Genomic DNA, 20,862 nt, shown 5'->3' on the forward strand with positions numbered 1-20,862 from the left:
AGGAGAACACCGCTGTGAGTCCGGGAAATCACACCTTCCGTGTCTGGGCACCGTTGGCGCAGAACGAGGTCGAGCTGTGCGTCGACGACACGTCCGTGCCGATGCACCCGGCGGACGACGGATGGTGGCAGGTCGACGCCCCCGGCGGTCCGGGATCGCGATACGCCTACCGGGTCGACGCCGCCAACGAGCGTCCGGACCCGCGGTCGCTGTCGCAACCCGACGGACCCCACGCCCGTTCCGAGGTGGTCGACCTCGCCCGGCACCGGTGGACCGACCAGGGGTGGGAGGGCATCGAACGCAGCGACGCGGTCATCTACGAACTGCACGTCGGCACCTTCACTGACGAGGGCACGCTGGACGCCGCCATCGAGCGTCTCGGCCACCTGGTCGATCTCGGGGTCAACCTGATCGAGTTGATGCCGGTCGCCGCGTTCCCGGGCGAGCGTGGCTGGGGTTACGACGGCGTCAGCCCGTACGCCGTCCACCAGGCCTACGGCGGTCCCGCAGCGCTGCAGCGGTTCGTCGACGCCGCCCACAGCAAGGGCCTCGGGGTGTGCCTCGACGTCGTCTACAACCACCTCGGCCCGAGCGGCAACTACCTTCCGGTCTTCGGCCCGTACTTCACCGACCGTCACCACACGCCGTGGGGCTGGGCGGTCAACCTCGACGGGCCACAGAGCGACGAGGTCCGCCGCTACCTCATCGACAACGCCACAATGTGGTTCCGCGATTTCCACCTTGACGCGCTGCGCCTGGACGCGGTGCACGCCCTGATCGACGATCGCGCCGTGCATTTCCTGGAAGAGCTTGCGGCACAGACGGATTCGCTGTCCGACGTGCTCGGTCGGCCGCTGCTCCTGATCGCCGAGTCCGACCGAAACGACCCGGCGACGGTCACCGACCGAGCGCCGGGTGGCGAGGGCGGACAGGGCCTGCACGCCCAGTGGGCCGACGACGTCCACCACACGTGGCACGTGCTGCTCACCGACGAGACGCAGGGCTACTACGCCGACTTCGCCGACCCCGAAGCGATCACCAAGATCGCCCGCACGCCGTTCTTCCACGACGGCACCTGGAGCAGTTTCCGGCAGCGACACCACGGCCGTCCGGTCGACGGGGCGAGGACTCCCGGCGACCGTTTCGTGGTGTCGCTGCAGACCCACGACCAGGTGGGCAACCGGGCCACCGGCGACCGCCTCTCTCACCTGGTCTCCCCCGGCCGTCTGGCGATCGGTGCCGCACTGATGCTCACCTCGCCGTACACACCGATGCTGTTCATGGGTGAGGAGTGGGGCGCTTCGACCAAGTGGGCGTACTTCACCGACCACGAGGAGCCCGACCTGGCTACAGCAGTATCGGAAGGACGCCGCAAGGAGTTCGCCGATCACGGCTGGAGCGACGAGGTGCCCGACCCGCAGGCGAGGTCCACGCGGGACGCGTCGGTGTTGCAGTGGCAGGAGCTCGACGAGCCGACCCATCGCGCGCTGCTGGACTGGTACCGTACGCTGATCTCGCTGCGCCGGGAGGTCGCCGACCTGCACAACCCGTCACCGGAATCGTCGCTCATCGAGCGCTCGGACGATCTGCTGATCGTGCACCGAGGCGAGCACCGGGTCGTCGCGAACCTCGGTGGCGAACCGGCGCGCATCGACAACGACCAGCACATTGTGGCTGCGTTCGAGACCTCCATGGACGCTGGTGGAGACGTCGTCATCGAGCCGGACGGCGTCGTCCTGCTCGGGCCCCGTACCGACAACGAAGGGACAGTTCGATGAGCAAGGGCTACTGGATCGCACACATCTCGGTGCACGACCCGGACGGTTATACCCAGTACACCGACCGCAACGGTGCGGTGTACGCGAAGTACGGCGGACGTCTGCTCGTGCGCGGCGGCACCTTCGAGGCGGTCGAGGGCGAGGCACGCGACCGCAACGTGGTCGTCGAATACCCCAGCTATGAGGCTGCCCTGGCGGCGTACCGCTCACCGGAGTACGCCGAGGCGAAGAAGTACCGCCAGGCGTCCTCCGACGGCGAACTGCTCGTCATCGAGGGCTACGACGGGCCACAGCCCGGCGAGTGATTTCCCGATACCGCTGCATCACAGCGGTATCGGTCACTTCACCAGGAAATTCGACCAACCGGATTCGGGGGCGTCGTTCAGTGTCCGAAGTGCGTCCAGGGTGGCCGGCTCCTGGGCGTCGAGCCAGTCGCACAGTTGCCGGAAGGTGACGAAACGGGTGTCCGGCTTGGACGCCATCCGGACGATGGCGTCCTCGACGGCGTCCATGTAGATGCCGCCGTTCCAGCCTTCCAAGTGGTTGCCGATGATCAGCGGTGCCCGGTTGCCGTCGTAGGCGCGCTCGAAGCCGGCGACGTAAGTGTCGGCCGCCTGCTTGCGCCAGCCCGGACGTTTCGCCGGATCGCCCTTGGTGCCGCCGGACTGGTTGACCATGATGTTGTAATCCATCGAAAGCACCGTGCCGCCCTTGCCGGCGAACGGGATCGACTGCAGCGACAGGTCCCACAGCGTGCCGTCCTTCTTCGGCCACACCTGGTTGTTCCCGGCACTCGTGTCATAACGCCAGCCGAGCTTGCTCGCCGCCTTACGGACGTTCTTCACCCCTTGCAGGCATGGAGTGCGTCCGCCGACCAGTTCCTTCTCGTAATCGAATGGCAGCGGCGGTAGGTCGGTGAACCCGGTGTTCGTCTTCCAGGTCCGCACGACGTTCTTGGCCTGGCGGATCTCGTCCAGCCAGTCCGCCTCGGACCACGTCTCCACACCGTTGTCGCCACAGAAGTGTCCGTTGAAGTGGGTGCCGATCTCGTGGCCGTCGAGCCAGGCCTGGCGCAGCAGTTCGATGGTCCGGCGGATCTCGGCGTCCTTCTGGAATCCGACATCGGAAGCACCCGCCTTGAAGCCCGGACCTTTGTAGAGCGTTCGCTTCGACTCGGGGAGCAGGAAGATTCCGGTGAGGAACCACGTCTGCTGGCACTTGTACTTCTTGCCGACCTTGAGGAAGCGCTCGAACAGCGGCGGCATGTCCTGGTTCTCGCCCGCGCCGTCCCAGGAGATCACCACGAACTGCGGCGGGGCCTGTCCCGGCTTCAGCTTCTTCGGTTCGGGTTGGTGCGGCTGCGGACCACAGTCCGCGGTCGATCCGTCACCGATCAGCCGCGGGTTGTCGATACTCGGCTTGCCCGACGGTTTGCCTGGAGCGCTCGTGCCGGACGATTCGGCGTCCGGGTTCTTTCCGGGCTGCTTGGGATCGGCCTTGTCCTCCCCGCTGCAGGCGGCCAGCGTGCTGGCTGCGAACCCCGCTGCAATGACGGATCGACGGCGGACGGTGCGAGACATTCGATTTTCCCCCTGAAACTTCGTTCTAACCCTGGACGCCCCTGTGCGTCGTCGGACTGGACCTTTCAACACCGTGCCAGCCCTTGGCGCCATACCCAAGCCCCCACGCCAAGGTTTGCCGATCGTTTGCCAAGTCCTGGGTCCTGTTTGACCCGGCCGATGCCCGCCGCGCGGGTGGTGTCGGCTCCTAGAGTGGGAGCCATGCCGAACAACTCCGCTCTCCGCTCCCCCGCAGCCCAGAATCTGCTCGCTGCCGCCGTCGCCGGTCTGGGCGTTCTTGCCCGCCCGGCCAGGATCCCCACCTGGGCCCGTCGGGGCCTCACGGTCGCGAACACCGCAGGCACGGCCGGCTCGCTGTTCATGACCGACAAGGCCGCCGAGAACTCCGACGCGCTCGGCCTCAAGCCGGTCAACACCAAGCGTGACGTCGCCGTCACCTCCGGCTCCGCGATCGCTGCGGCCACCGGCAGTCTGAGCCTGCTGAGCTCCGGCATCGGGCTCAAGCTCGACGCCAAGGCCGAGAACTACCTGCTGAAGAAGGGTGTGCGGCACCCGCGCATCTGGATGGCCGTCGCCGCCGTGGGCCTGGTCTTCGCGATCAAGTCCTTCCAGGACGCGGCCGCGCGCACGGCCGACACGGCAGCGTCCAAGCTGGCTGAGAAGCAGGCCGACAAGCAGGGTTCGGCCGGCCAGGTCACTGCCGGCACCGCCAAGCCGGCCGTCGCGCGTTCCTCGTTCGTTCCTGCGACGACGGCGTCCGCATCCTCGGACAACAAGTCCACCGTGGGCAGCGCCGACCAGAGCACGAACAACGGCCAGAACAGAAGCGACAAGGCCTCGGACGAGGCCACCGGCACAGGTGGCTCGGACGCCCTACGTGCCGAAGCGTCACGTCCGGCTGCCGGTTCCGCCACTCCGGAGGGCGCATCGGACGCTCCCGGTGCTGCCCCGGCCGGCGACGTCGACGACACCCCCATCTGGAAGAACGTCACCGACAACCGCGGCGCGTCGACGGACAACAGCGACGAGGGCTCGAACCGGGCCGCAGGTGACAACTCGGACGGGCCGTCCACCCAGCACGCCGACCACGGCTCGGACGCGTTCGGTACGGGCAACAACGGCGCCACCGACGGTTCGGACGCCTCGGGTCACCGCCCCTCGTTGTTCGAGCAGCAGCTGGCCGAGACGACCGTCGACGATGTCGACGAGCCCAACCCGACCGACCTGTCCACGGAGGACGAGAAGAAGAGCTAGTCAGTTACGCAGGTGGTGCCAGGTCAGGATCAGCACCGCCGCGAGCATGACCAGCGAGCCGAACAGGCTCCACGGGCGTCCCGCCCGGGCGATCGCAGTTGTGACGTCCGGCGGGGCGCCCAGTTCGTTCATCCGTTGTTCGACGGTCTTGCGCACCTTGCGCAGCTTGGTGCGACCCAGAGTGGCCGCGAAGGGCACGTAGACCAGCAGGACGGACGCGGCGAGCGGCACCCGCAGGTAGACCGCGTTCCAGCGCAGTTCGACAAGCACTGCTGCAGCAAGGACCAGGACGGCGATGAGCGCGGCGGCCGCCTGGACCAAGTGGGTCACCCGTGCTCCGCGCGATGAACTCCCCCCGGCGCGCCCTACCAGGCACGACAGGACACGGTGCTGCATCCGCGCCTGGGCCCACAGCATCCAGGCCAACGACACGGCCAGCAGTGCGACGAACAGCCCGGCTCTCACGCAGGTGACGATAGCGGCGCCCGTCGCCCCTTAGTCTCGCCGTATGGCCGAACCTGTCATCGAACCCGTCGACGCCCTGCGCCGGATCGCCTTCGTGCTCGAGCGTGCGCGAGCCGGCACTTACCGGGTCAAGGCCTTCCGTCAGGCGGTTTCGACGGTGGTGGCCACACCTCGCGAGGAACTGCGACAGCGTGCGGAGGCCGGAACCCTGGCCGAGCTTGCCGGGATCGGGAAGTCGACCGAAGCCGTCATCCGGCAGGCGCTCGCGGGCGAGCGGCCGGAGTACCTGGCGACCGTCGAGGCGAAGTATCCGGACAAGATGGTGGACGGTGGTGAAAAGGTGCGGGCTGCGCTGCGCGGCGACTGCCACAGCCACTCCGACTGGAGCGATGGCGGATCACCGATTCCCGAAATGGTCGCTACCGCAATGGAACTCGGACACGACTACCTCGTGCTGACTGATCATTCGCCGCGACTTCGAGTGGCGAACGGACTGTCCGCGGGGCGCCTGGCCGAGCAGTTGCAACTCGTCGACCGCATCAACACCCACCTCGCCGACTCGTTCACCCTGCTGAAGGGGATCGAGGTCGACATCCTCGATGACGGCGGACTCGACCAGACCGAGGAGATGCTCGATCAACTCGACCTGCGCGTCGCGTCCGTGCACTCCAAGCTTGCTATGGCGTCCGCGCCGATGACCCGTCGGATGATCGCCGCCGTCCAGAACCCGCGCACGAACGTCCTCGGGCACTGCACCGGACGCCTCACCGGTGGTTCACGTGGCACGCGAGGTCAGTCCTGCTTCGACGCGAAGGCAGTCTTCGCGGCATGCGCTGACAGCGATGTCGCCGTCGAGATCAATTCGCGCCCGGAGCGTTGCGACCCGCCGGACGACCTGCTCGTCCTTGCTCGGGATGCCGGCTGCCTGTTCAGCATCGACAGCGACGCCCACGCGCCCGGTCAGCTCGACCTGTTGCAGTTCGGCTGCGCCCGCGCGCAGGAGTTCGGCATCCCGATCGAACGCATCGTGAACACCTGGGAACGTGACCGGCTCGTGGAGTGGGCCGCGAGGCGCTGACCTGCACAAATGCGTTCGCCTCGGCCGGCGTCCGGGGTCGTTTTGGAAATCCCCCGAAGACTCCCCTATAGTTGCGCAGGTCCTCAACGGATCCGAGCCGAGTTCGCTCGGCGGTGGAACTGACCAGGACAGGTCCCCATCGTCTAGCGGCCTAGGACACCGCCCTTTCACGGCGGCGGCACGGGTTCGAATCCCGTTGGGGATACGCAAGTCAGGTCTTGCAACAGCAAGGCCCCGTAGCGCAGTTGGTTAGCGCGCCGCCCTGTCACGGCGGAGGTCGCGGGTTCGAGTCCCGTCGGGGTCGCCAGTTCGGTGACGAGGCTCTGCCGAGCCGAAAGGTTCGGTGGGGCTTTTTTCACCGGGCGGAGTTGGCCAGATAGCTCAGTTGGTAGAGCGAGCGACTGAAAATCGCTAGGTCGGCGGTTCGACCCCGTCTCTGGCCACATCGATGAAACCCGCTGCCCATGGCAGCGGGTTTCTGCGTCTGCTGAGTGGCAGCGCGAGCCGGAAGAACCCGCAACATGCCGCGAATCCTGTGGTGGGCAGAATGAACCCATGCTCCGGATCCTGACGCGAGTCACCTTCGCACTGCTGCTCTTGCCCCTGCTGCTGATCAACCCGGGGCAGGCGATGGCTCATGACAGGCTGACCGACTCGGTCCCGAAGGCAGGCGCTCGCACCGAACCGATCGATGCGGTCTCGCTGGTCTTCAACAATGCTGTGCTTGGCACAGGCGCCGCGGTCCGGGTCGACGGGCCCGCAGGCACCGTCGCGCAGGGCACGCCGACCGTCAGCGGTGCCCGCGTGACCCAGAAGCTGAAGACGCCGCTCGCGAACGGTGGCTACCGGGTCGTCTGGCGCGTGGTCTCGTCCGACGGCCACCCCATCTCGGGCGCGTTCGACTTCACCGTCGAGGGCGCGAGCGATCCCGCCGACTCCGCCGCATCGTCGCGCAGCGCCGACGCCAGTTCCGAGGCCACGATCCCGCCTTCGTCCTCGAAGCCGACGCCGCCCGCCCAGGAGGTGCCGACGTCCGAGACCGACAACAACGCACCGTTGATCATCGCCGCTGCCGCCCTCGCTCTGTTGCTGATCGCCGGTGGCGCCTTCCTGACCAAGGGACGCCTCAAGGACGACGACGTCGACACGCGCACCGGCGAAGCAAGTGCTGATGAGTCTTCCCCGTCCCAGGCGGCGAACGAACCCGATGAGAAGATCGCTGATTCAGGCCGCGCAGAAGCGGATTCCGGCACCGACACTGGTTCCACCAGCTCCCCCGATTCCGGCGATGACGACGAGTCCGGACCGCGTGACCAGCATTCGGACGAGCATCCTCGTGACTGATGCATCGGTGGGTCGTTCCCTGATGTACCGTTGACCCCACGACAGATACCAAAGATCCCGGGGTCTCCGGATGATCGATCCTCGGGCTTCGGCTCGAGGGTTCTTCGTTACGGACACACCGGCAACACACACGAGGGGGTCTCGCCATGGGGCGCGGCCGGGCCAAAGCAAAGCAGACGAAGGTTGCCCGGGAGTTGAAGTACTTCTCTCCCGACACCGACCTCACCGCTCTGGAGCGCGAACTTCGCGCTTCGTCTTCCACCCGATCTGCGGAGAATTCCGCCGCAGACGACGAAAAGGGTGATGACGACGATTACGACGACTACGCGGATTGGGCTTCCCACAACCGCTGATTCGTCGGGTGACCGAATTCTCGGTGACCAGCAGTACGCATCGCTGACCTCGCACAGGTGATCTGTCCCGACCACCGGTGACCGCCTCGAAGATGCTTCGAGGCGGTGTCAGTGTGCGTTCGACGTCCGCTCAGCGTGCGTAGGTGCCGATCAGTTGGGCGCCACCGGCGTCCACGCCCTTCGCGCCGGTGATGACCTCACCGCGGGTCGTGTCTGCGTCTTCGGCGGACACGACCGTTCCCATCTGCCACGCCGGCAGGTCGACCGACTCCAGCACCTCCAGAGCGGTCTCCACGGACTCCTGTGGAAGCACCGCGACGAACCCCACCCCCATGTTCAGGGTCGCTTCGAGGTCGGTCTGCGGCACGCGACCGAGTTCGCCGATGACGGTGAAGACGGGTGCCGGTGTCCAGGTGGAGCGGTCCATGACAGCGGTGACGCCCTGCGGCAACACGCGGGCGACATTCGCCGCCAGGCCTCCTCCGGTGACGTGCGAGAGCGCGTGCATGTCGACGCCGTCGGTGCGGATCAGGCGCAGCAGGTCGGCGGCATAGACCCGGGTCGGGGTCAGCACCTCCTCGCCGAGCGTGTGACCGAACTCCGGCACCTCACGCTCCCAGCCCCATCCCGCGCCGGCCACGACCTTGCGCACCAGCGACAGTCCGTTGGAATGCAGTCCGGACGACGGGATGCCCAGGACGACGTCGCCGACCCGGACACGGTCGGAGGTCAACAGGTCGGCGTACTCGACCACACCGGTGGCCGCACCGGCCACGTCGTACTCGTCAGGCTCCAGCAGGCCCGGGTGCTCTGCCGTCTCGCCGCCCACCAGGGCGACACCCGCTTGCTCACAGGCGGCCGCGATGCCACTGACGATCGCGGCGACGCGCTCGGGCACGACCTTGCCGGTGGCGATGTAGTCGGTCATGAACAGCGGCTCGGCGCCACATACGACGATGTCGTCGACGACCATGCCGACCAGGTCGAAACCGATCGTGTCGTGTTTGTCCATCGCCTGGGCGACCGCGACTTTCGTCCCGACACCGTCGGTGGAAGTGGCGAGGACCGGACGCTGCATACGGGTGAGCATCGAGGCGTCGAACAGGCCCGCGAAGCCGCCGAGTCCGCCCAGTACCTCCGGACGCTGCGCGCGGCGCACGGACGCCTTCATCAGTTCGACCGCCTTGTCACCGGCATGGACATCGACGCCGGCGTCGGCGTAGGTGATCGGGGTGTCGCTCATCGTCTGCTCTCGTTCGGGCTGAGTGGGAGGTGAGTGCGGCTCACGGGTGGTCGAGGGCACCCGACCCGCCGCCGCTGACCCCGGTGCCGACACCTTCGGCGTCCGAACCACCGGAGCGGCTTGAACGATCGACGTGGTCCTCGGGGGCGAGGGTGATGCTGCGGTCGTGGCCGGACGCGATCTCGATCGGCAGGGTCTCCAGGACGTGCTTGCCGATGCGGCCGTCCTCGGGCAGTTCGATCGGGTACTCGCCGGTGAAGCAGGCCGCGCACAACTGGGAAGGCGGCTGATTCGTCGCGGCGATCATGCCCTCGGTGGAGATGTAGCCGAGCGAGTCGGCACCGATCGATGCCCGGATCTCCTCGACGCCGAGCCCGGTCGCGATGAGTTCGGCGCGGGTTGCGAAGTCGATCCCGTAGAAGCACGGCCACTGCACCGGCGGGCTGGAGATCCGGACATGGACCTCTGTGGCGCCGGCCTCGCGCAACATCCTGATCTGCGCCCGCTGGGTGTTGCCGCGCACGATGGAGTCATCGATGACGACGATGCGCTTCCCGCGGATCGAGTGCTCAAGAGGGTTGAGCTTCAACCGAATTCCGAGCTGACGCAGGGTCTGGCTCGGCTGGATGAAGGTACGGCCGACGTAGGCGTTCTTCACGAACCCCTGTCCGAACAGGATTCCGCTCTCCTGGGCGTAACCCGTGGCGGCCGGAACTCCCGACTCCGGCACTCCGATCACCATGTCGGCCTCGACGGGGTGCTCGCGGGCCAACTGGCGGCCCATCTCCACGCGGGCCTCGTGCACCACGCGTCCGCTGATCACGGCGTCGGGACGGGCGAGGTAGACGTACTCGAAGACGCATCCCTTGCGCTTTGGTTCGGCGAACTTGTGGCTGCGCAGGCCGTTCTCGTCGATCGCGATGAGTTCGCCGGGCTCGACCTCGCGGACGACGCTCGCACCGACGGTCTGCAGCGCCGCGGTCTCGGACGCGACCACCCAGCCGCGCTCGAGGCGTCCGAGTGCGAGCGGACGAACGCCGTACGGGTCACGGGCGGCGTACAGGGTGTGTTCGTCCATGAAGACGAAGCAAAAGGCACCTTCGAGGTTCGGGAGCACGTCGAGCGCGGCTTCCTCGAGCGACTTGTCCTCGTCAGCGGCCAGCAGCGTGGTCACCAACGCGGTGTCGGAGGTGTTACCGCGGGCGATCTCGCCGCGGACGGTGCGGCCTGCGTGCTCGCTGTCGACCATCTCGCGCAGTTCGACGGTGTTGATCAGGTTGCCGTTGTGGGCGAGGGCGACCGTGCCGCCGGCGTGGCCGCCGAGCGTCGGCTGGGCGTTCTCCCAGGTGCTGCCGCCGGTCGTGGAGTAACGGGTGTGCCCGATCGCGATGTGACCGCGCAGGCTGCCCAGGCTCGACTCGTCGAAGACCTGGGACACCAAACCCATGTCCTTGTAGACCAGGATGCTGCGCCCGTCGCTGGTCGCGATGCCGGCCGACTCCTGGCCGCGGTGCTGCAACGCATACAGGCCGAAGTACGTGAGCTTGGCGACTTCCTCGCCGGGGGCCCAGACGCCGAAGACTCCGCAGGCGTCCTGCGGGCCCTTCTCGCCGGGGATCAAATCATGGGAGAGACGTCCGTCGGAGCGAGCCACGTCACGATCCTCCCACGTAGGTGTTCAGCGTCCGGCGCGGCGGTCGAGCAGGACGCCGACGATGCCGCCGAGCATGGCGCCGAGGAGACCGAAGATGGCCGCGAAGTAACCGAAGGTGGTCATCATCGAGTAGTTGGCATCGTCGGTAGGAAGGTTCGCGACGATGACGGCGGCGATGATTCCGAGCACGACCCCGGTCAGGACGAACATCAGGACGTTCGGGCGACGCCGCACCGGGATCAGCTGGGGTGACTCACCGGTAGGTTCGTCGGAGGTTTCCCTGGCTGCTTGTTGGGTGACCCCCGGGTCGGCAGTCACGTCGGTGACGTCATCGGATTCGTCGGGCACTTGCTGTGACACGTGCCTACGGTATGCGACCGGTGGCTAGGGTTGCCGACAGGTCTTGTTCCTGCACTGTTCCTGCACGTTCTCTGCACTGCGAAGGAGTGCCCATGAAGTGGGTCATTCTCGTCCTGGTCATCATCATCCTCATCCAGCTGGCGATCATCGTGCTGCGCGATCCCAAGCGCGGCGGGTCGGTCGGTATCCATGGTGTCGACTCCGACAAGAAGGTCGGCTCGCCTGAGCCCGAGGTCGAAGAGATCGAGCAGACCCCCGCCGAGGAGGTCACGGCGGGTAAGAGCGAGGCTCCGCAGAAGGCCACGGCGAAGACCGAGCAGCCGGCGAAGGACTCCGGTCCCTCGAACGCTGCCGGAGGCGCCGCCACCGCAGGAGCCGTCGGCGCCACCGGAGCGGTCGCTGCTGCGACGTCGGACGCGAAGGAGGACGCGGCCACGAAGGATGAGCCCAAGAAGTCCGAACCCGCCGAGCCCGCTGCTGGTGCGGCCGACGACTGGGACGCCGACCCTGCTCCGGTCGCCGACGAGAAGCCGGCAGAGCAGGCTGCTTCGTCCGGCGGTGACGATTGGGACGCCGACCCTGCGCCCGTGGCCGACGAGAAGCCGGCCGAGGCTCCTGCCGCATCCGGGGGGGACGACTGGGACGCCGAGCCTCCCGCCGTGGAGGACAAGCCTGCTGCGGCGGCTGCCACGTCCGGTGATGATTGGGACGCCGAACCCGCGCCCGTCACCGACGACACAGCGGACAAGACCTCGAAGACCGACGAACCGAAGGCGGCCCCCGCCGCCGCATCGGGCGCAGACGACTGGGACGCCGAACCACCCGCGTTGGACGATGCGTCGGCCAAGGCTCCCGCCGAAACGGCGAAGATCGACAAGTCCGCCGACGAGCCGAAGCAGGCCGAGGCGCCGGCAGCGACCGGTGCCGATGACTGGGGCACCCCTCCCCCGCCGCTCGAAGACGCTCCTGCTTCCCCCGCCGCCGAGACGACCGCGCCGGCAACGACTACGGAACCCGTCGAGGAGCCGAAGGCGACCGAACCTGCCGAAGCAACCATGGCTGAAGCACCCAAGGCTGAGTCCGAGCAGGCTGAGCCCACCTCGACCGAGGCACCGGCAGCGACCGGCGGCGACGACTGGGCCACCCCGCCCCCGCCCTTGGACGACGCACCCGCAGCATCCGCAGTAGACGGTTCTGTCGAGGAGCCGAAGGCAGCTCAGGCGGACGCGGAACCGACGGAACCGTCCGAGTCGAAGGCGGCCGAGGATGCTGACCCCGCGACAGAAGCACCAGCCGAGCAAAGGTCGTCGACGAGTGCCACACCGGCCGTCGACCCCAATGACCCGGCCGGAGATGCATCCGCGTCGCGGGACGGCGAATGGTCGACCCCCGCGCTGCCGTTGGGGGATTTCGAGGAGCAGCACCCGAGCGGCAAGGTCGCCCCGATGCGGGATGACCAGCGCAGCGGTGAGATTCAGGGAACTCCCCGCGCGGCGCAGCCCAACCTGCCGTCGGACGGCACCTTTGCTTCCGACACCGCGGCGCCGGCCGACCCCGCGTCGACCGAGGTTGCCGACGGTCCCGCCGACGGTCCCTTCGGTCCGGGTTCTGCGATGCCCGAGGAGGACGGATCGGGCCCGACCGGCTGGATCAAGGGCAACGCCGACTCGATGCTCTTCCACACGACCGACTCCCCGGCGTACGCCGACACCGAGGCCGAGGTCTACTTCAAGGACGAGCAGATCGCGGCGTCGGCGGGCTTCCGCCACTGGGACGCGTCCAAGCGCTGACCGCGTTCGTCGATCGAGTTGTTGATCGAGCCCCGCCCACGACTCCGGGCGGGGTTCGGCACATCTGGCGCCGAAAACTCGCAGGTCTCACCCCGCGTGCGTGGGCTCCGACAAGCGGAGGCGCCTGCGTCCGGGCTCTACGAACGCGCCGGTCGACGCGGAAGCAAAGGCAAGTAGGCAGAGAGATCCGCTCGCCCGCCGGACGCACGCAAGTCGCCACTCTCCTCGGCATCCGCCCAGACCAGATCACCGACGACCAACGCCAGCCAGGTCGCAGCGGACAACTCGACGACGTTCGGCGGCGTACCCCGACGGTGCGTCGTTCCCTCGATCACCTGCACCGCACCGAACGGCGGGACGCGTACCTCGACCGACCGTCCCGGCGCCTGCAGACCGAGTTCCTCCAGCGTGTAACGGACCGCCGTGGCGAGCGTCGGACGCGGCACCTGCGGGTCAGCACACCAGTCCTGGACGGCCTGCCTACCTGCACTCGGGTCGATTCGTCGCACTGCCACCGCCTTAGGCTCTCACCGTGCTCTCCGACGACAGCGCTCGCATCGAGTTCCGAGGCGACGAACGCGGTGGTGTCACCGTGCTGCGTGACGGGCACCCGCAGTCCTACGTCGATGTCGGCGACCCGGGGTTCTTGGCGTTCGAGTACGTCCAGCACTTCGCAAGCGTCCTCGACCTACTACCCGCCGGACCGCTCGCTGTGACCCATGTCGGCGGGGCAGCACTCACGTTGCCCAGGTATGTCCAGCACACCCGACCGGGTTCACCGCAGATCGTGCTCGAGCCGGACGCCGAGCTCACTCAGGCTGTGCGCGAGAAGTTGCCGCTCCCCCGCGGCCACCGCATTCGGGTGCGCCCGACGGACGGCTGGAGCGGTCTGCAGCAGCTGGCCGACGCGAGCGCGGACGCCGTCGTCATCGACGCTTTCGACGAAGGCCGGGTACCCGGCGACCTGGTGACGACCGCCTCACTGCATCGGTGTTCGCACGTGTTGAAACCGAACGGTGTCCTGCTCTTCAACATCGCCGACCGACCGGAGCGCGCCTTCCTCAAGCGGGTGTTGGCTACTGCCGCAACGGCTTTCGACACGATGGCGCTCCTGACCACCACCGAGGTCATGAAGAAGAAGCGCTTCGGCAACTACGTCCTGATCGCGGCATCGACGCTCGACGAGGCCGCACTCGGACGCCGCGCTGCCGCGTCCGACTTCCCGACAGCCTTCGTCCGCGCCGGCGAGACTGCGGCTTGGGCACGCTCGGCGAAGCCGATCGCCGACCCGGACGAAGATCCAGCACCACCGCCCGAGACGAGCGGCACCCTCCGGTTCCGTTGAGCGTCAGTCGAATCGGCGTCCGGTGAGAGACTCGTACGCCTCGACGTACTTCGCACGCGTCTTGTCGACGACCTCATCGGGCAACGGCGGAGGCGCTTCGCCGGAACTCTTGTCCCAGCCACTCGCCGGTGACGTCAGCCAGTCCCGGACGAACTGCTTGTCATAGGACGGCTGCGGCCCCCCGGGCGCGTAGGAGTCCGCCGGCCAGAAGCGCGAGGAGTCGGGCGTCAGCACCTCGTCGGCGAGCACCAACGTGCCGTCCGGGCGCTGCCCGAACTCGACCTTGGTGTCGGCGAGGATGATCCCGCGCTTCTCCGCAATCTCGTTGCCTCGCTTGAGGATCGCGATCGTCAGGTCCCGCAACTGCTGAGCGAGTGGCGCTCCGACCTCGGCCACGACCTCGTCGTAGGAGATCGGCTCGTCGTGCTCACCGAGGGGCGCCTTGGTCGAGGGCGTGAAGATGGGATCGGGCAGACGCGATCCGTCGACCAATCCATCCGGCAACGAGACACCGGAGACCACACCGGAGCGCTGATAGTCAGCCAGTCCGCTCCCCGTGAGGTAACCGCGAGCCACGCACTCGACCGGCGCCATCTCCAGCCGCTCCACCAACACCGCCCGACCGGCAACGGCGTCCGGCACGTCCGTGGAAATCACGTGGTTGGGCACGAGATCGGCCAACTGCTCGAACCACCACAGCGAGAGCTGGGTCAGCACCTTTCCCTTGTCGGGGATGACGGAGTCGAGCACGAAGTCGTAGGCGGAGATGCGGTCGGAGGCGACCAGCAGGATCTGGTCGTCGCGGGCGACGTCACCCACAAGGGGGGTGTAAAGATCGCGCACCTTTCCCGAGTAGGCGTGGGCGTATCCCGGCAGGTCGAGACTCATGTCGACATTCTTCCCGAGGCCACCGAATCCGATGACGCCGACTGCCCAAATCTGCGAATCCGCGGGTGAAGATGGAAGGAACGACGGCCACGGAATCGCCGTGAGGTCGTCAGAGGGAAAGGACCGAGCATGGGTATCGGAGACAAGATCTCGAACAAGGCCGAAGAGCTCAAGGGCGCAGCCCAGGAGAAGATCGGCGACGCTCGTAACGACCCGGGCCAGCAGGCCGAGGGCCAGGCCGAGCAGTCGGGGGCCAAGATGAAGCAGGCCGGCGAGAAGGCCAAGGACTCGTTCGGCGACGCCAAGGACTCCGTCACCGGCAACTGACCCGGAGACACGACGAGGGCCCGGATCCGCACGGATCCGGGCCCTCGTCGTGTCCTGAGCGCTCAGACGGAGATCTCGCCGCGCTCGGCCTTCAGCGCGATGTCGGTACGGAACTGACCGCCCCGCATGCCGATTCGGTCGATCGCTGCGTACGCCTTGTGCCGAGCCTGCGCCAGACCGTCACCCAAGGCGACGATCGAGAGCACGCGCCCTCCGGCCGACAGCAGACGGCCGTCGTCCGACGACGTGCCGGCATGCAGGACGTACGCATCGCCTTCGACAGGAAGCCCTTCGATCACGTCCCCCGTCACCGGCGCAGCCGGGTAGCCCTCGGACGCCAGCACGACCGTCACCGCGTGCTGCGTATGCCAGCGCAACGACTCCAGTTGGTCGAGTCGGCCGCGAGCTGCTGCGCTGAGCAAGGACGCCAGTGGCGTGCGCAACCGGGCAAGGACGACCTGCGTCTCCGGATCGCCGAAGCGTGCATTGAACTCGATGACCCGCGGCCCGCGTGAGGTGAGTGCCAGACCGACGTACAGAACTCCGGAGAACGGCGTTCCTCGCCGCCTCATCTCGTCGACCGTGGGTTGCGCGATGGTGCGGACGACGTGATCGACGAGGTCGCCGGGCGCCCAGTCCAGCGGCGAATACGCTCCCATTCCACCGGTATTGGGTCCTTCGTCGCCGTCGCCGATGCGTTTGAAGTCCTGCGCCGGCTCCAGCGGGATGACCGTCTCGCCATCAGTGATGCAGAACAGGGACACCTCAGGACCGTCCAGGAACTCCTCGATGACCACCTGCGCACCACCGGCGAAACACGCCATCGCGTGCGCGACGGCTTCCTCGAGATCGTCGGTGACGACGACGCCCTTGCCCGCGGCGAGCCCGTCGTCCTTGACGACGTACGGAGCGCCGCTCGCGTCCAGTGCGTCCCGGGCTTCGGCCTCGGTGGAGCACACCCGACTCATCGCCGTCGGCACCTCGGCGGCCGCCATGACTTCCTTCGCGAACGCCTTGCTGCCTTCAAGACGAGCAGCTTCACCGGATGGACCGAAGACATCAAAGCCGTTTTCCCGCAACACATCTGCCACGCCGGCGACCAGCGGGGCCTCCGCGCCGATGACAACGAGATCGGCGCACTCGGCCTGCGCGAGCCGAAGTACATCTGCCGGGTCCGTCACCACCACAGGTCGACATTCCGCCAGCTCGGCCATGCCCGGGTTGCCCGGTGCCGCGACGACCGCCTCTACATCGGGATCTGCGGCGAGGCTTCGCACGATCGCGTGTTCGCGGGCACCGGATCCGATCACCAGAATTCTCACGGGACCGACCCTACCCAGACCACGGAAAGGGCCCGGAGCCACCGAGGAGCCGAGCCGGGAACGAGAAAGAAGGACGGCAGGGCCCTCCCGAAAGTCAGGGGGGGAGGTCTCTCGGGAGGAGCCCCGCCGCGAGCCTTGGGGTCGGCCGGAGGGGGACTCGGCGACGCACTCAAGGACTCGCACAACCTGAATGTTGTTGGCTCAACTATTACGCACGGAAGCGGCCCATGTCCAGAAAAACCGTGACGGCCTTGTGACGCTGGCGGTGAACCGACAGTACGCTGGCGAAGAGTTGAGTCGGGTACGGGCCGGGTAGGAGGGGACGAGCATGGACGACGCGAGGAAGAAACGACGCGAGGACAGCAGTAATCTGCCGCCTGCCGTCGTGGGCGATCTCGATCTGACCGACGACCACACCGAGATCTACCTGGCGCTGCTCGAAGCACCTTCGGCCACTCGCAACGAGTTCGTCCGTCGCGGCTTCGAGCCCGCGTACGTCGACAAGAGCATGCGTGCCTTCGAACGTCGCGGCCTGGCTCGTCCTCTCGGATACGACGTGTGGGAGGCGATCCCGCCGGACATTGCACTGCCCGCCTTCGCCGCCCGACTGGAGGAGTACGCGACGACGATCCGTGCGTCCACCTCTGCCCTCTCCCGCAGCTACGCCAATCGTTCGGCCGATGCACCCGACCCGAGCGGTTACGACCGCCTGAACAGTGTCGAGGAGATCGCGCTGGCCACCCAACAACTGTTGGCCAGGTCCGGCACTCAGGTGGTCGGGCTACGCAACGACTCGCCGCACACCCGCTACCTGCTGGACCTGCCGACCGACTTTCACGTGACCCCCGTCGGCAATGCACGAGGCGTCAAGCTCGCGGCTCGCGTCACGATGGACACGTCGATCATCCCTCACCCCCGCTTCAACGAGGTCGTCACCGCCCGGCAGAGCACCGGCGAGTTGTACCGCTTTCACTCGGGCCTGCCCTTCTCCGCGATCGTCAATGATCGAGGTCTGGCGGTCATCGACGCGCACGGTCCGGACGGTGAGGCGTTGGGTCTGATGATCAGCACTCCGGGCGCCGCGGCCGCCATCAGCAACGTGGCCGAATGGGCCTGGCGACTGGGTCGCGAGTGGCGCCTGGCCCAGGAGCCTTCGGGCGAACTCGATGCCCGTGACAAACGGATCCTGGAACTGCTCTCGTCCGGCACCACCGACTCCGTGATCGCCAAACGACTCAAGGTCTCCCAGAGAACCGTCGAGCGCCGGGTGCGCGAATTGATGGGTCGTCTCGGCGCGTCCACACGCTTCCAGGCCGGGGTGCTCGCCGCCAAGGACGGTCTGATCTGAGCAGGCTCGGCACCCTGCGTAAACTCTTGCACTTGCGCGGTCCACGCAACTCACGCGAGAACCGCCGCGGCCTGTTGAGATCTGCGCTCACGCGTACGGTCCCCGACCGAAGCTGGGGGAAGCAATGACGACGTCCTCGACGAATGCGGTGTCGCCCGCCATCGAGAGTGAACTGTCTCGCGAACAGGCACACGTCGACCGCGTGTACGCCGAGCTGAAGAAGGCGGCCGACCGGGCTGCCCTCGTCGAGGCCGAGGGCCACACCCGTGGCCGTTCCTCACGCACCGGCGAAGTACGCGAGGAGGAGATCACCGGCCTGTTCGAACGCGACGTGATGGTGTTCCAGGCGAGCAACCGTCGCCGTAGTTTCGAGACACAGCACGAGGGCTTGGTCTTCGGACGCCTCGACATCGAGCACGACAAACCCGACCACCTCGGCGACACGCGCGAGGTGCGGTACGTCGGGCGCCTCGGCGTCCGCGACGACGAGTACGAACCGCTCGTCATCGACTGGCGCGCACCCGCAGCAGCCGCTTTCTACCAGGCGACCCCGGTCGATCCCAAGGGCGTGATCCGACGCCGCGTGCTGCGCAGCCGCGGCGTGAAGGTGATCGGCATCGAGGACGACCTGATGGTGCCCGAGGCGCCTGAGGACATGGTGGTCGTCGGCGACGGCGCGCTGATGGCTGCGCTCACCCGCACCCGCGGTGGACAGATGCGCGACATCGTCGCCACCATCCAGCAGCACCAGGACGAGGCGATCCGCGCTGCCGCCCGCGGCGTCACCGAGATCAGCGGTGGCCCGGGCACCGGCAAGACGGTCGTCGCACTGCACCGCGCCGCCTACCTGCTCTACTCCGAGCGCCGCAAGTACGAGAACGGCGGCATCCTGGTCATCGGCCCTTCTTCGGCGTACACCGCCTACATCGAGCGTGTTCTTCCCTCCCTCGGCGAGGACACCGTCACCCTGCGCTCGCTCGGCGACGTGATCGAGGGGATCACCGCCACCCGCCTCGACGAGCCGGCCGCGGCAGCTGTGAAGGGCTCCCTCCGAATCCGCCCGGTGCTCGGCCGCGCCGCCCGCGACCTGCCGCCGGGAGCACCCACACGTTTCCGGGCGATGATCTCCGGTCACCCGGTGCGCATCGAAGGGGATCGACTGCTCGACATCCGCCGCCGGGTGTTGCGTCACCACCAGCACAACGCCGCGACCGCTGCCGCGCAGGACGCACTCGGCGAGGCAGCGTGGACCCAGGTGCGGCCACACGTGGGCGCGCTGGAGAAGTCGGAGTTCCTCGACCGGTTCGGCGACCACCTCGAAGTCGAGTCGTTCATGAACCAGTGGTGGCCCCAGGTCGACCCCCGCGAGGTGCTGCTCTGGATGACCGATCGTGGACGCTTGCAACGGTATTGCGACGGTCTGCTGTCCACACAGGAGCGGGACGCGCTCGGCGATTCGCTGGACGCCGCTCTCGCGACCGGCGCGTGGAGCGTTGCCGACGCCGCCCTGGTCGACGACGTCTCGGCCCGGCTCGGGCTCGTCGTCGAACGCCAGGCCGAGGAGCGCGGGTTCTACGAGATCGAGTTGCTCGACGACCCGTCGGCCTACGACGTGCAGGAGGTTCGCACCGCCGGACAGGCCGCGTCCGTGCAGGAAGTACAGTTCGAGCGGCGCCCCACCGACGCCCGCGAACGGCTGCTGCAGGGCAAGATCGGTCGCTGGGGCGAGTACGCCCACGTGCTCGTCGACGAGGCACAGGACCTGTCCCCCATGCAATGGCGAATGGTCGGCCGTCGTGGTCGGTACGCGTCCTGGACGGTCGTCGGTGATGCCGCGCAGTCGTCCTGGCCGGACGAGGCCGAGGCGCTCGGGGCCCGCGAGGAAGCCTTCGGCAAGAAGGAACGCCGTCATTTCCACATGACCACCAACTACCGCAACGCTCGCGAGATCTTCGAGTACGCGGCGCAGGTCGTCCGTCGGCACGTGCCTGACGCGGACATTCCGGACGCCGTGCGTGAGACAGGTGTGTGCCCGCAGGACCTCGAAGCACCTGATGTCGTCGAATCGTCCGTGACCGCTGCTCAGGATCTGCTGGGCGAGGTCGAGGGACTCGTCGCAGTGGTGACACCCGCGAAATGGGCTGCAGCACTTGGCGCTTCGCTCAACGATTCAGACGAGCGGATCATCCTGATCGACCCGATGTCTACCAAGGGACTGGAGTACGACGCCACGGTCATCGTCGATCCTGACGAGATAACGCGAGAGTCTCCCGGCGGTGTCCGCGTACTTTACGTTGCACTCACCCGTGCAGCGCACCGGATGACGGTCGTCCACCCGGCCTGATCCCCAAGGACACCCCGATGCCCACTCCACGGACGCGGTCGGCCCGCCGGTTAAGCGGTGTCCGAGAATCGAGGGGTGGATGACTCGAACGGCCCCGAAGACCAGCGACTGCGCTCCTACCGGCAGTCGATCGACAACATCGACGCTGCGCTGATCCACCTGCTCGCCGAGCGGTTCAAGATCACCCAGGCGGTCGGCCAGTACAAGGCCGAGCACGACCTGCCGCCGGCCGACCCGTCCCGTGAGGAACGTCAGGTCGCACGGCTGCGCACGCTCGCGGCGCAGTCGCAACTCGACCCGGAGTTCGGGGAGAAGTTCCTGCGGTTCGTGATCGACGAGGTGATCCACCACCACGAGCGGATCCGCGAGGACCCGACGGCCTGAGCGCG

General features: G+C 67.5%; 20 protein-coding genes and 3 tRNA genes. 15 read left to right on the forward strand and 8 right to left on the reverse strand.

The features are described from left to right. The first annotated feature begins 14 nt into the window (after positions 1–14). Both treZ and ACYU8W_RS02435 read left to right on the forward strand, forming a co-directional pair. On the forward strand, positions 15–1,778 hold the full coding sequence (gene treZ, locus ACYU8W_RS02430; protein WP_499466336.1) for a malto-oligosyltrehalose trehalohydrolase: 1,764 nt from the start codon (positions 15–17) through the stop codon (positions 1,776–1,778). Then, a complete protein-coding gene (locus ACYU8W_RS02435; RefSeq protein WP_499466338.1) occupies positions 1,775–2,083 on the forward strand; it encodes a DUF1330 domain-containing protein in 309 nt (102 codons plus the stop codon). Before treZ ends, ACYU8W_RS02435 begins: the two co-directional genes overlap by 4 nt. Before the next feature lie 33 nt (positions 2,084–2,116). Here ACYU8W_RS02435 and ACYU8W_RS02440 read toward each other — a convergent pair whose 3' ends face one another. Continuing rightward, a complete protein-coding gene (locus tag ACYU8W_RS02440; protein WP_499466340.1) occupies positions 2,117–3,358 on the reverse strand; it encodes a polysaccharide deacetylase family protein in 1,242 nt (413 codons plus the stop codon). Between the two features lie 201 nt (positions 3,359–3,559). On the opposite strand from ACYU8W_RS02440, the gene ACYU8W_RS02445 reads away from it, so the two are divergent. Then, a complete protein-coding gene (locus tag ACYU8W_RS02445; protein WP_499466341.1) occupies positions 3,560–4,612 on the forward strand; it encodes a hypothetical protein in 1,053 nt (350 codons plus the stop codon). Here ACYU8W_RS02445 and ACYU8W_RS02450 read toward each other — a convergent pair whose 3' ends face one another. After that, positions 4,613–5,077: a hypothetical protein gene (locus ACYU8W_RS02450; RefSeq protein WP_499466343.1), complete on the reverse strand. Its 465-nt coding sequence runs from the start codon at positions 5,075–5,077 to the stop codon at positions 4,613–4,615. It lies immediately after the preceding gene. Positions 5,078–5,120: 43 nt separating this feature from the next. Here ACYU8W_RS02450 and ACYU8W_RS02455 point away from each other — a divergent pair, with 43 nt between their 5' ends. From ACYU8W_RS02455 to ACYU8W_RS02480, 6 genes are all read left to right on the forward strand, one after another. Further along, positions 5,121–6,155, forward strand: a complete 1,035-nt coding sequence (locus ACYU8W_RS02455; RefSeq protein ID WP_499466345.1) for a PHP domain-containing protein — start codon at positions 5,121–5,123, stop codon at positions 6,153–6,155. Positions 6,156–6,287: 132 nt separating this feature from the next. After that, a tRNA-Glu gene (locus ACYU8W_RS02460) sits at positions 6,288–6,360 on the forward strand. Positions 6,361–6,385: 25 nt separating this feature from the next. Then, a tRNA-Asp gene (locus ACYU8W_RS02465) sits at positions 6,386–6,462 on the forward strand. 63 nt (positions 6,463–6,525) lie between these two features. After that, positions 6,526–6,598: transfer RNA gene (locus ACYU8W_RS02470), tRNA-Phe, on the forward strand. A 112-nt stretch (positions 6,599–6,710) separates the two neighbouring features. Then, positions 6,711–7,499, forward strand: coding sequence for a copper resistance CopC family protein (locus ACYU8W_RS02475; RefSeq protein ID WP_499466347.1), 789 nt, complete (start codon positions 6,711–6,713; stop codon positions 7,497–7,499). A gap of 146 nt (positions 7,500–7,645) precedes the next feature. Further along, complete coding sequence (locus ACYU8W_RS02480) at positions 7,646–7,852, forward strand: DUF3073 domain-containing protein (protein ID WP_499466349.1); 207 nt, start codon at positions 7,646–7,648, stop codon at positions 7,850–7,852. 130 nt (positions 7,853–7,982) lie between these two features. Here ACYU8W_RS02480 and purM read toward each other — a convergent pair whose 3' ends face one another. The 3 genes from purM to ACYU8W_RS02495 are packed head-to-tail and all read right to left on the reverse strand — an operon-like array spanning position 7,983 to position 11,109. Next, positions 7,983–9,095 (reverse strand): phosphoribosylformylglycinamidine cyclo-ligase, encoded by a 1,113-nt coding sequence (gene purM / locus ACYU8W_RS02485; RefSeq protein WP_499466351.1) that lies wholly within the window; start codon positions 9,093–9,095, stop codon positions 7,983–7,985. 40 nt (positions 9,096–9,135) lie between these two features. Next, entirely contained in the window at positions 9,136–10,749 is a 1,614-nt protein-coding gene (purF, locus tag ACYU8W_RS02490) for an amidophosphoribosyltransferase (RefSeq protein ID WP_499466353.1), read from the reverse strand. Positions 10,750–10,773: 24 nt separating this feature from the next. Further along, the gene (locus ACYU8W_RS02495) at positions 10,774–11,109 is read right to left on the reverse strand and encodes a cytidylyltransferase family protein (RefSeq protein ID WP_499466355.1); all 336 of its coding nucleotides are present in this window, start codon (positions 11,107–11,109) and stop codon (positions 10,774–10,776) included. Between the two features lie 92 nt (positions 11,110–11,201). On the opposite strand from ACYU8W_RS02495, the gene ACYU8W_RS02500 reads away from it, so the two are divergent. Beyond that, positions 11,202–12,899, forward strand: coding sequence for a sunset domain-containing protein (locus ACYU8W_RS02500; protein ID WP_499466357.1), 1,698 nt, complete (start codon positions 11,202–11,204; stop codon positions 12,897–12,899). A gap of 137 nt (positions 12,900–13,036) precedes the next feature. Here ACYU8W_RS02500 and ACYU8W_RS02505 read toward each other — a convergent pair whose 3' ends face one another. Continuing rightward, positions 13,037–13,408: a sterol carrier family protein gene (locus ACYU8W_RS02505; protein WP_499466634.1), complete on the reverse strand. Its 372-nt coding sequence runs from the start codon at positions 13,406–13,408 to the stop codon at positions 13,037–13,039. Between the two features lie 23 nt (positions 13,409–13,431). Here ACYU8W_RS02505 and ACYU8W_RS02510 point away from each other — a divergent pair, with 23 nt between their 5' ends. Next, positions 13,432–14,244, forward strand: coding sequence for a spermidine synthase (locus tag ACYU8W_RS02510; RefSeq protein ID WP_499466359.1), 813 nt, complete (start codon positions 13,432–13,434; stop codon positions 14,242–14,244). Positions 14,245–14,247: 3 nt separating this feature from the next. Here the strand turns inward: ACYU8W_RS02510 and ACYU8W_RS02515 are convergent, their stop codons facing one another. Next, positions 14,248–15,132 carry a phosphoribosylaminoimidazolesuccinocarboxamide synthase gene (locus ACYU8W_RS02515; RefSeq protein WP_141929297.1) on the reverse strand — a complete coding sequence of 295 codons (885 nt, stop codon included), beginning with the start codon at positions 15,130–15,132 and terminating at the stop codon, positions 14,248–14,250. Between the two features lie 129 nt (positions 15,133–15,261). Here ACYU8W_RS02515 and ACYU8W_RS02520 point away from each other — a divergent pair, with 129 nt between their 5' ends. Next, entirely contained in the window at positions 15,262–15,459 is a 198-nt protein-coding gene (locus ACYU8W_RS02520; RefSeq protein WP_141929298.1) for a CsbD family protein, read from the forward strand. 62 nt (positions 15,460–15,521) lie between these two features. Here the strand turns inward: ACYU8W_RS02520 and purD are convergent, their stop codons facing one another. Continuing rightward, entirely contained in the window at positions 15,522–16,781 is a 1,260-nt protein-coding gene (gene purD, locus ACYU8W_RS02525; protein WP_499466361.1) for a phosphoribosylamine--glycine ligase, read from the reverse strand. A 328-nt stretch (positions 16,782–17,109) separates the two neighbouring features. On the opposite strand from purD, the gene ACYU8W_RS02530 reads away from it, so the two are divergent. From ACYU8W_RS02530 to ACYU8W_RS02540, 3 genes are all read left to right on the forward strand, one after another. After that, complete coding sequence (locus ACYU8W_RS02530) at positions 17,110–18,129, forward strand: helix-turn-helix transcriptional regulator (RefSeq protein ID WP_499466363.1); 1,020 nt, start codon at positions 17,110–17,112, stop codon at positions 18,127–18,129. A gap of 124 nt (positions 18,130–18,253) precedes the next feature. After that, a complete protein-coding gene (locus tag ACYU8W_RS02535) occupies positions 18,254–20,473 on the forward strand; it encodes a HelD family protein (protein WP_239701014.1) in 2,220 nt (739 codons plus the stop codon). A gap of 75 nt (positions 20,474–20,548) precedes the next feature. Continuing rightward, positions 20,549–20,857 carry a chorismate mutase gene (locus ACYU8W_RS02540; protein WP_141929302.1) on the forward strand — a complete coding sequence of 103 codons (309 nt, stop codon included), beginning with the start codon at positions 20,549–20,551 and terminating at the stop codon, positions 20,855–20,857. Positions 20,858–20,862 lie beyond the last annotated feature (5 nt).

Source organism: Yimella radicis (assembly GCF_054778255.1).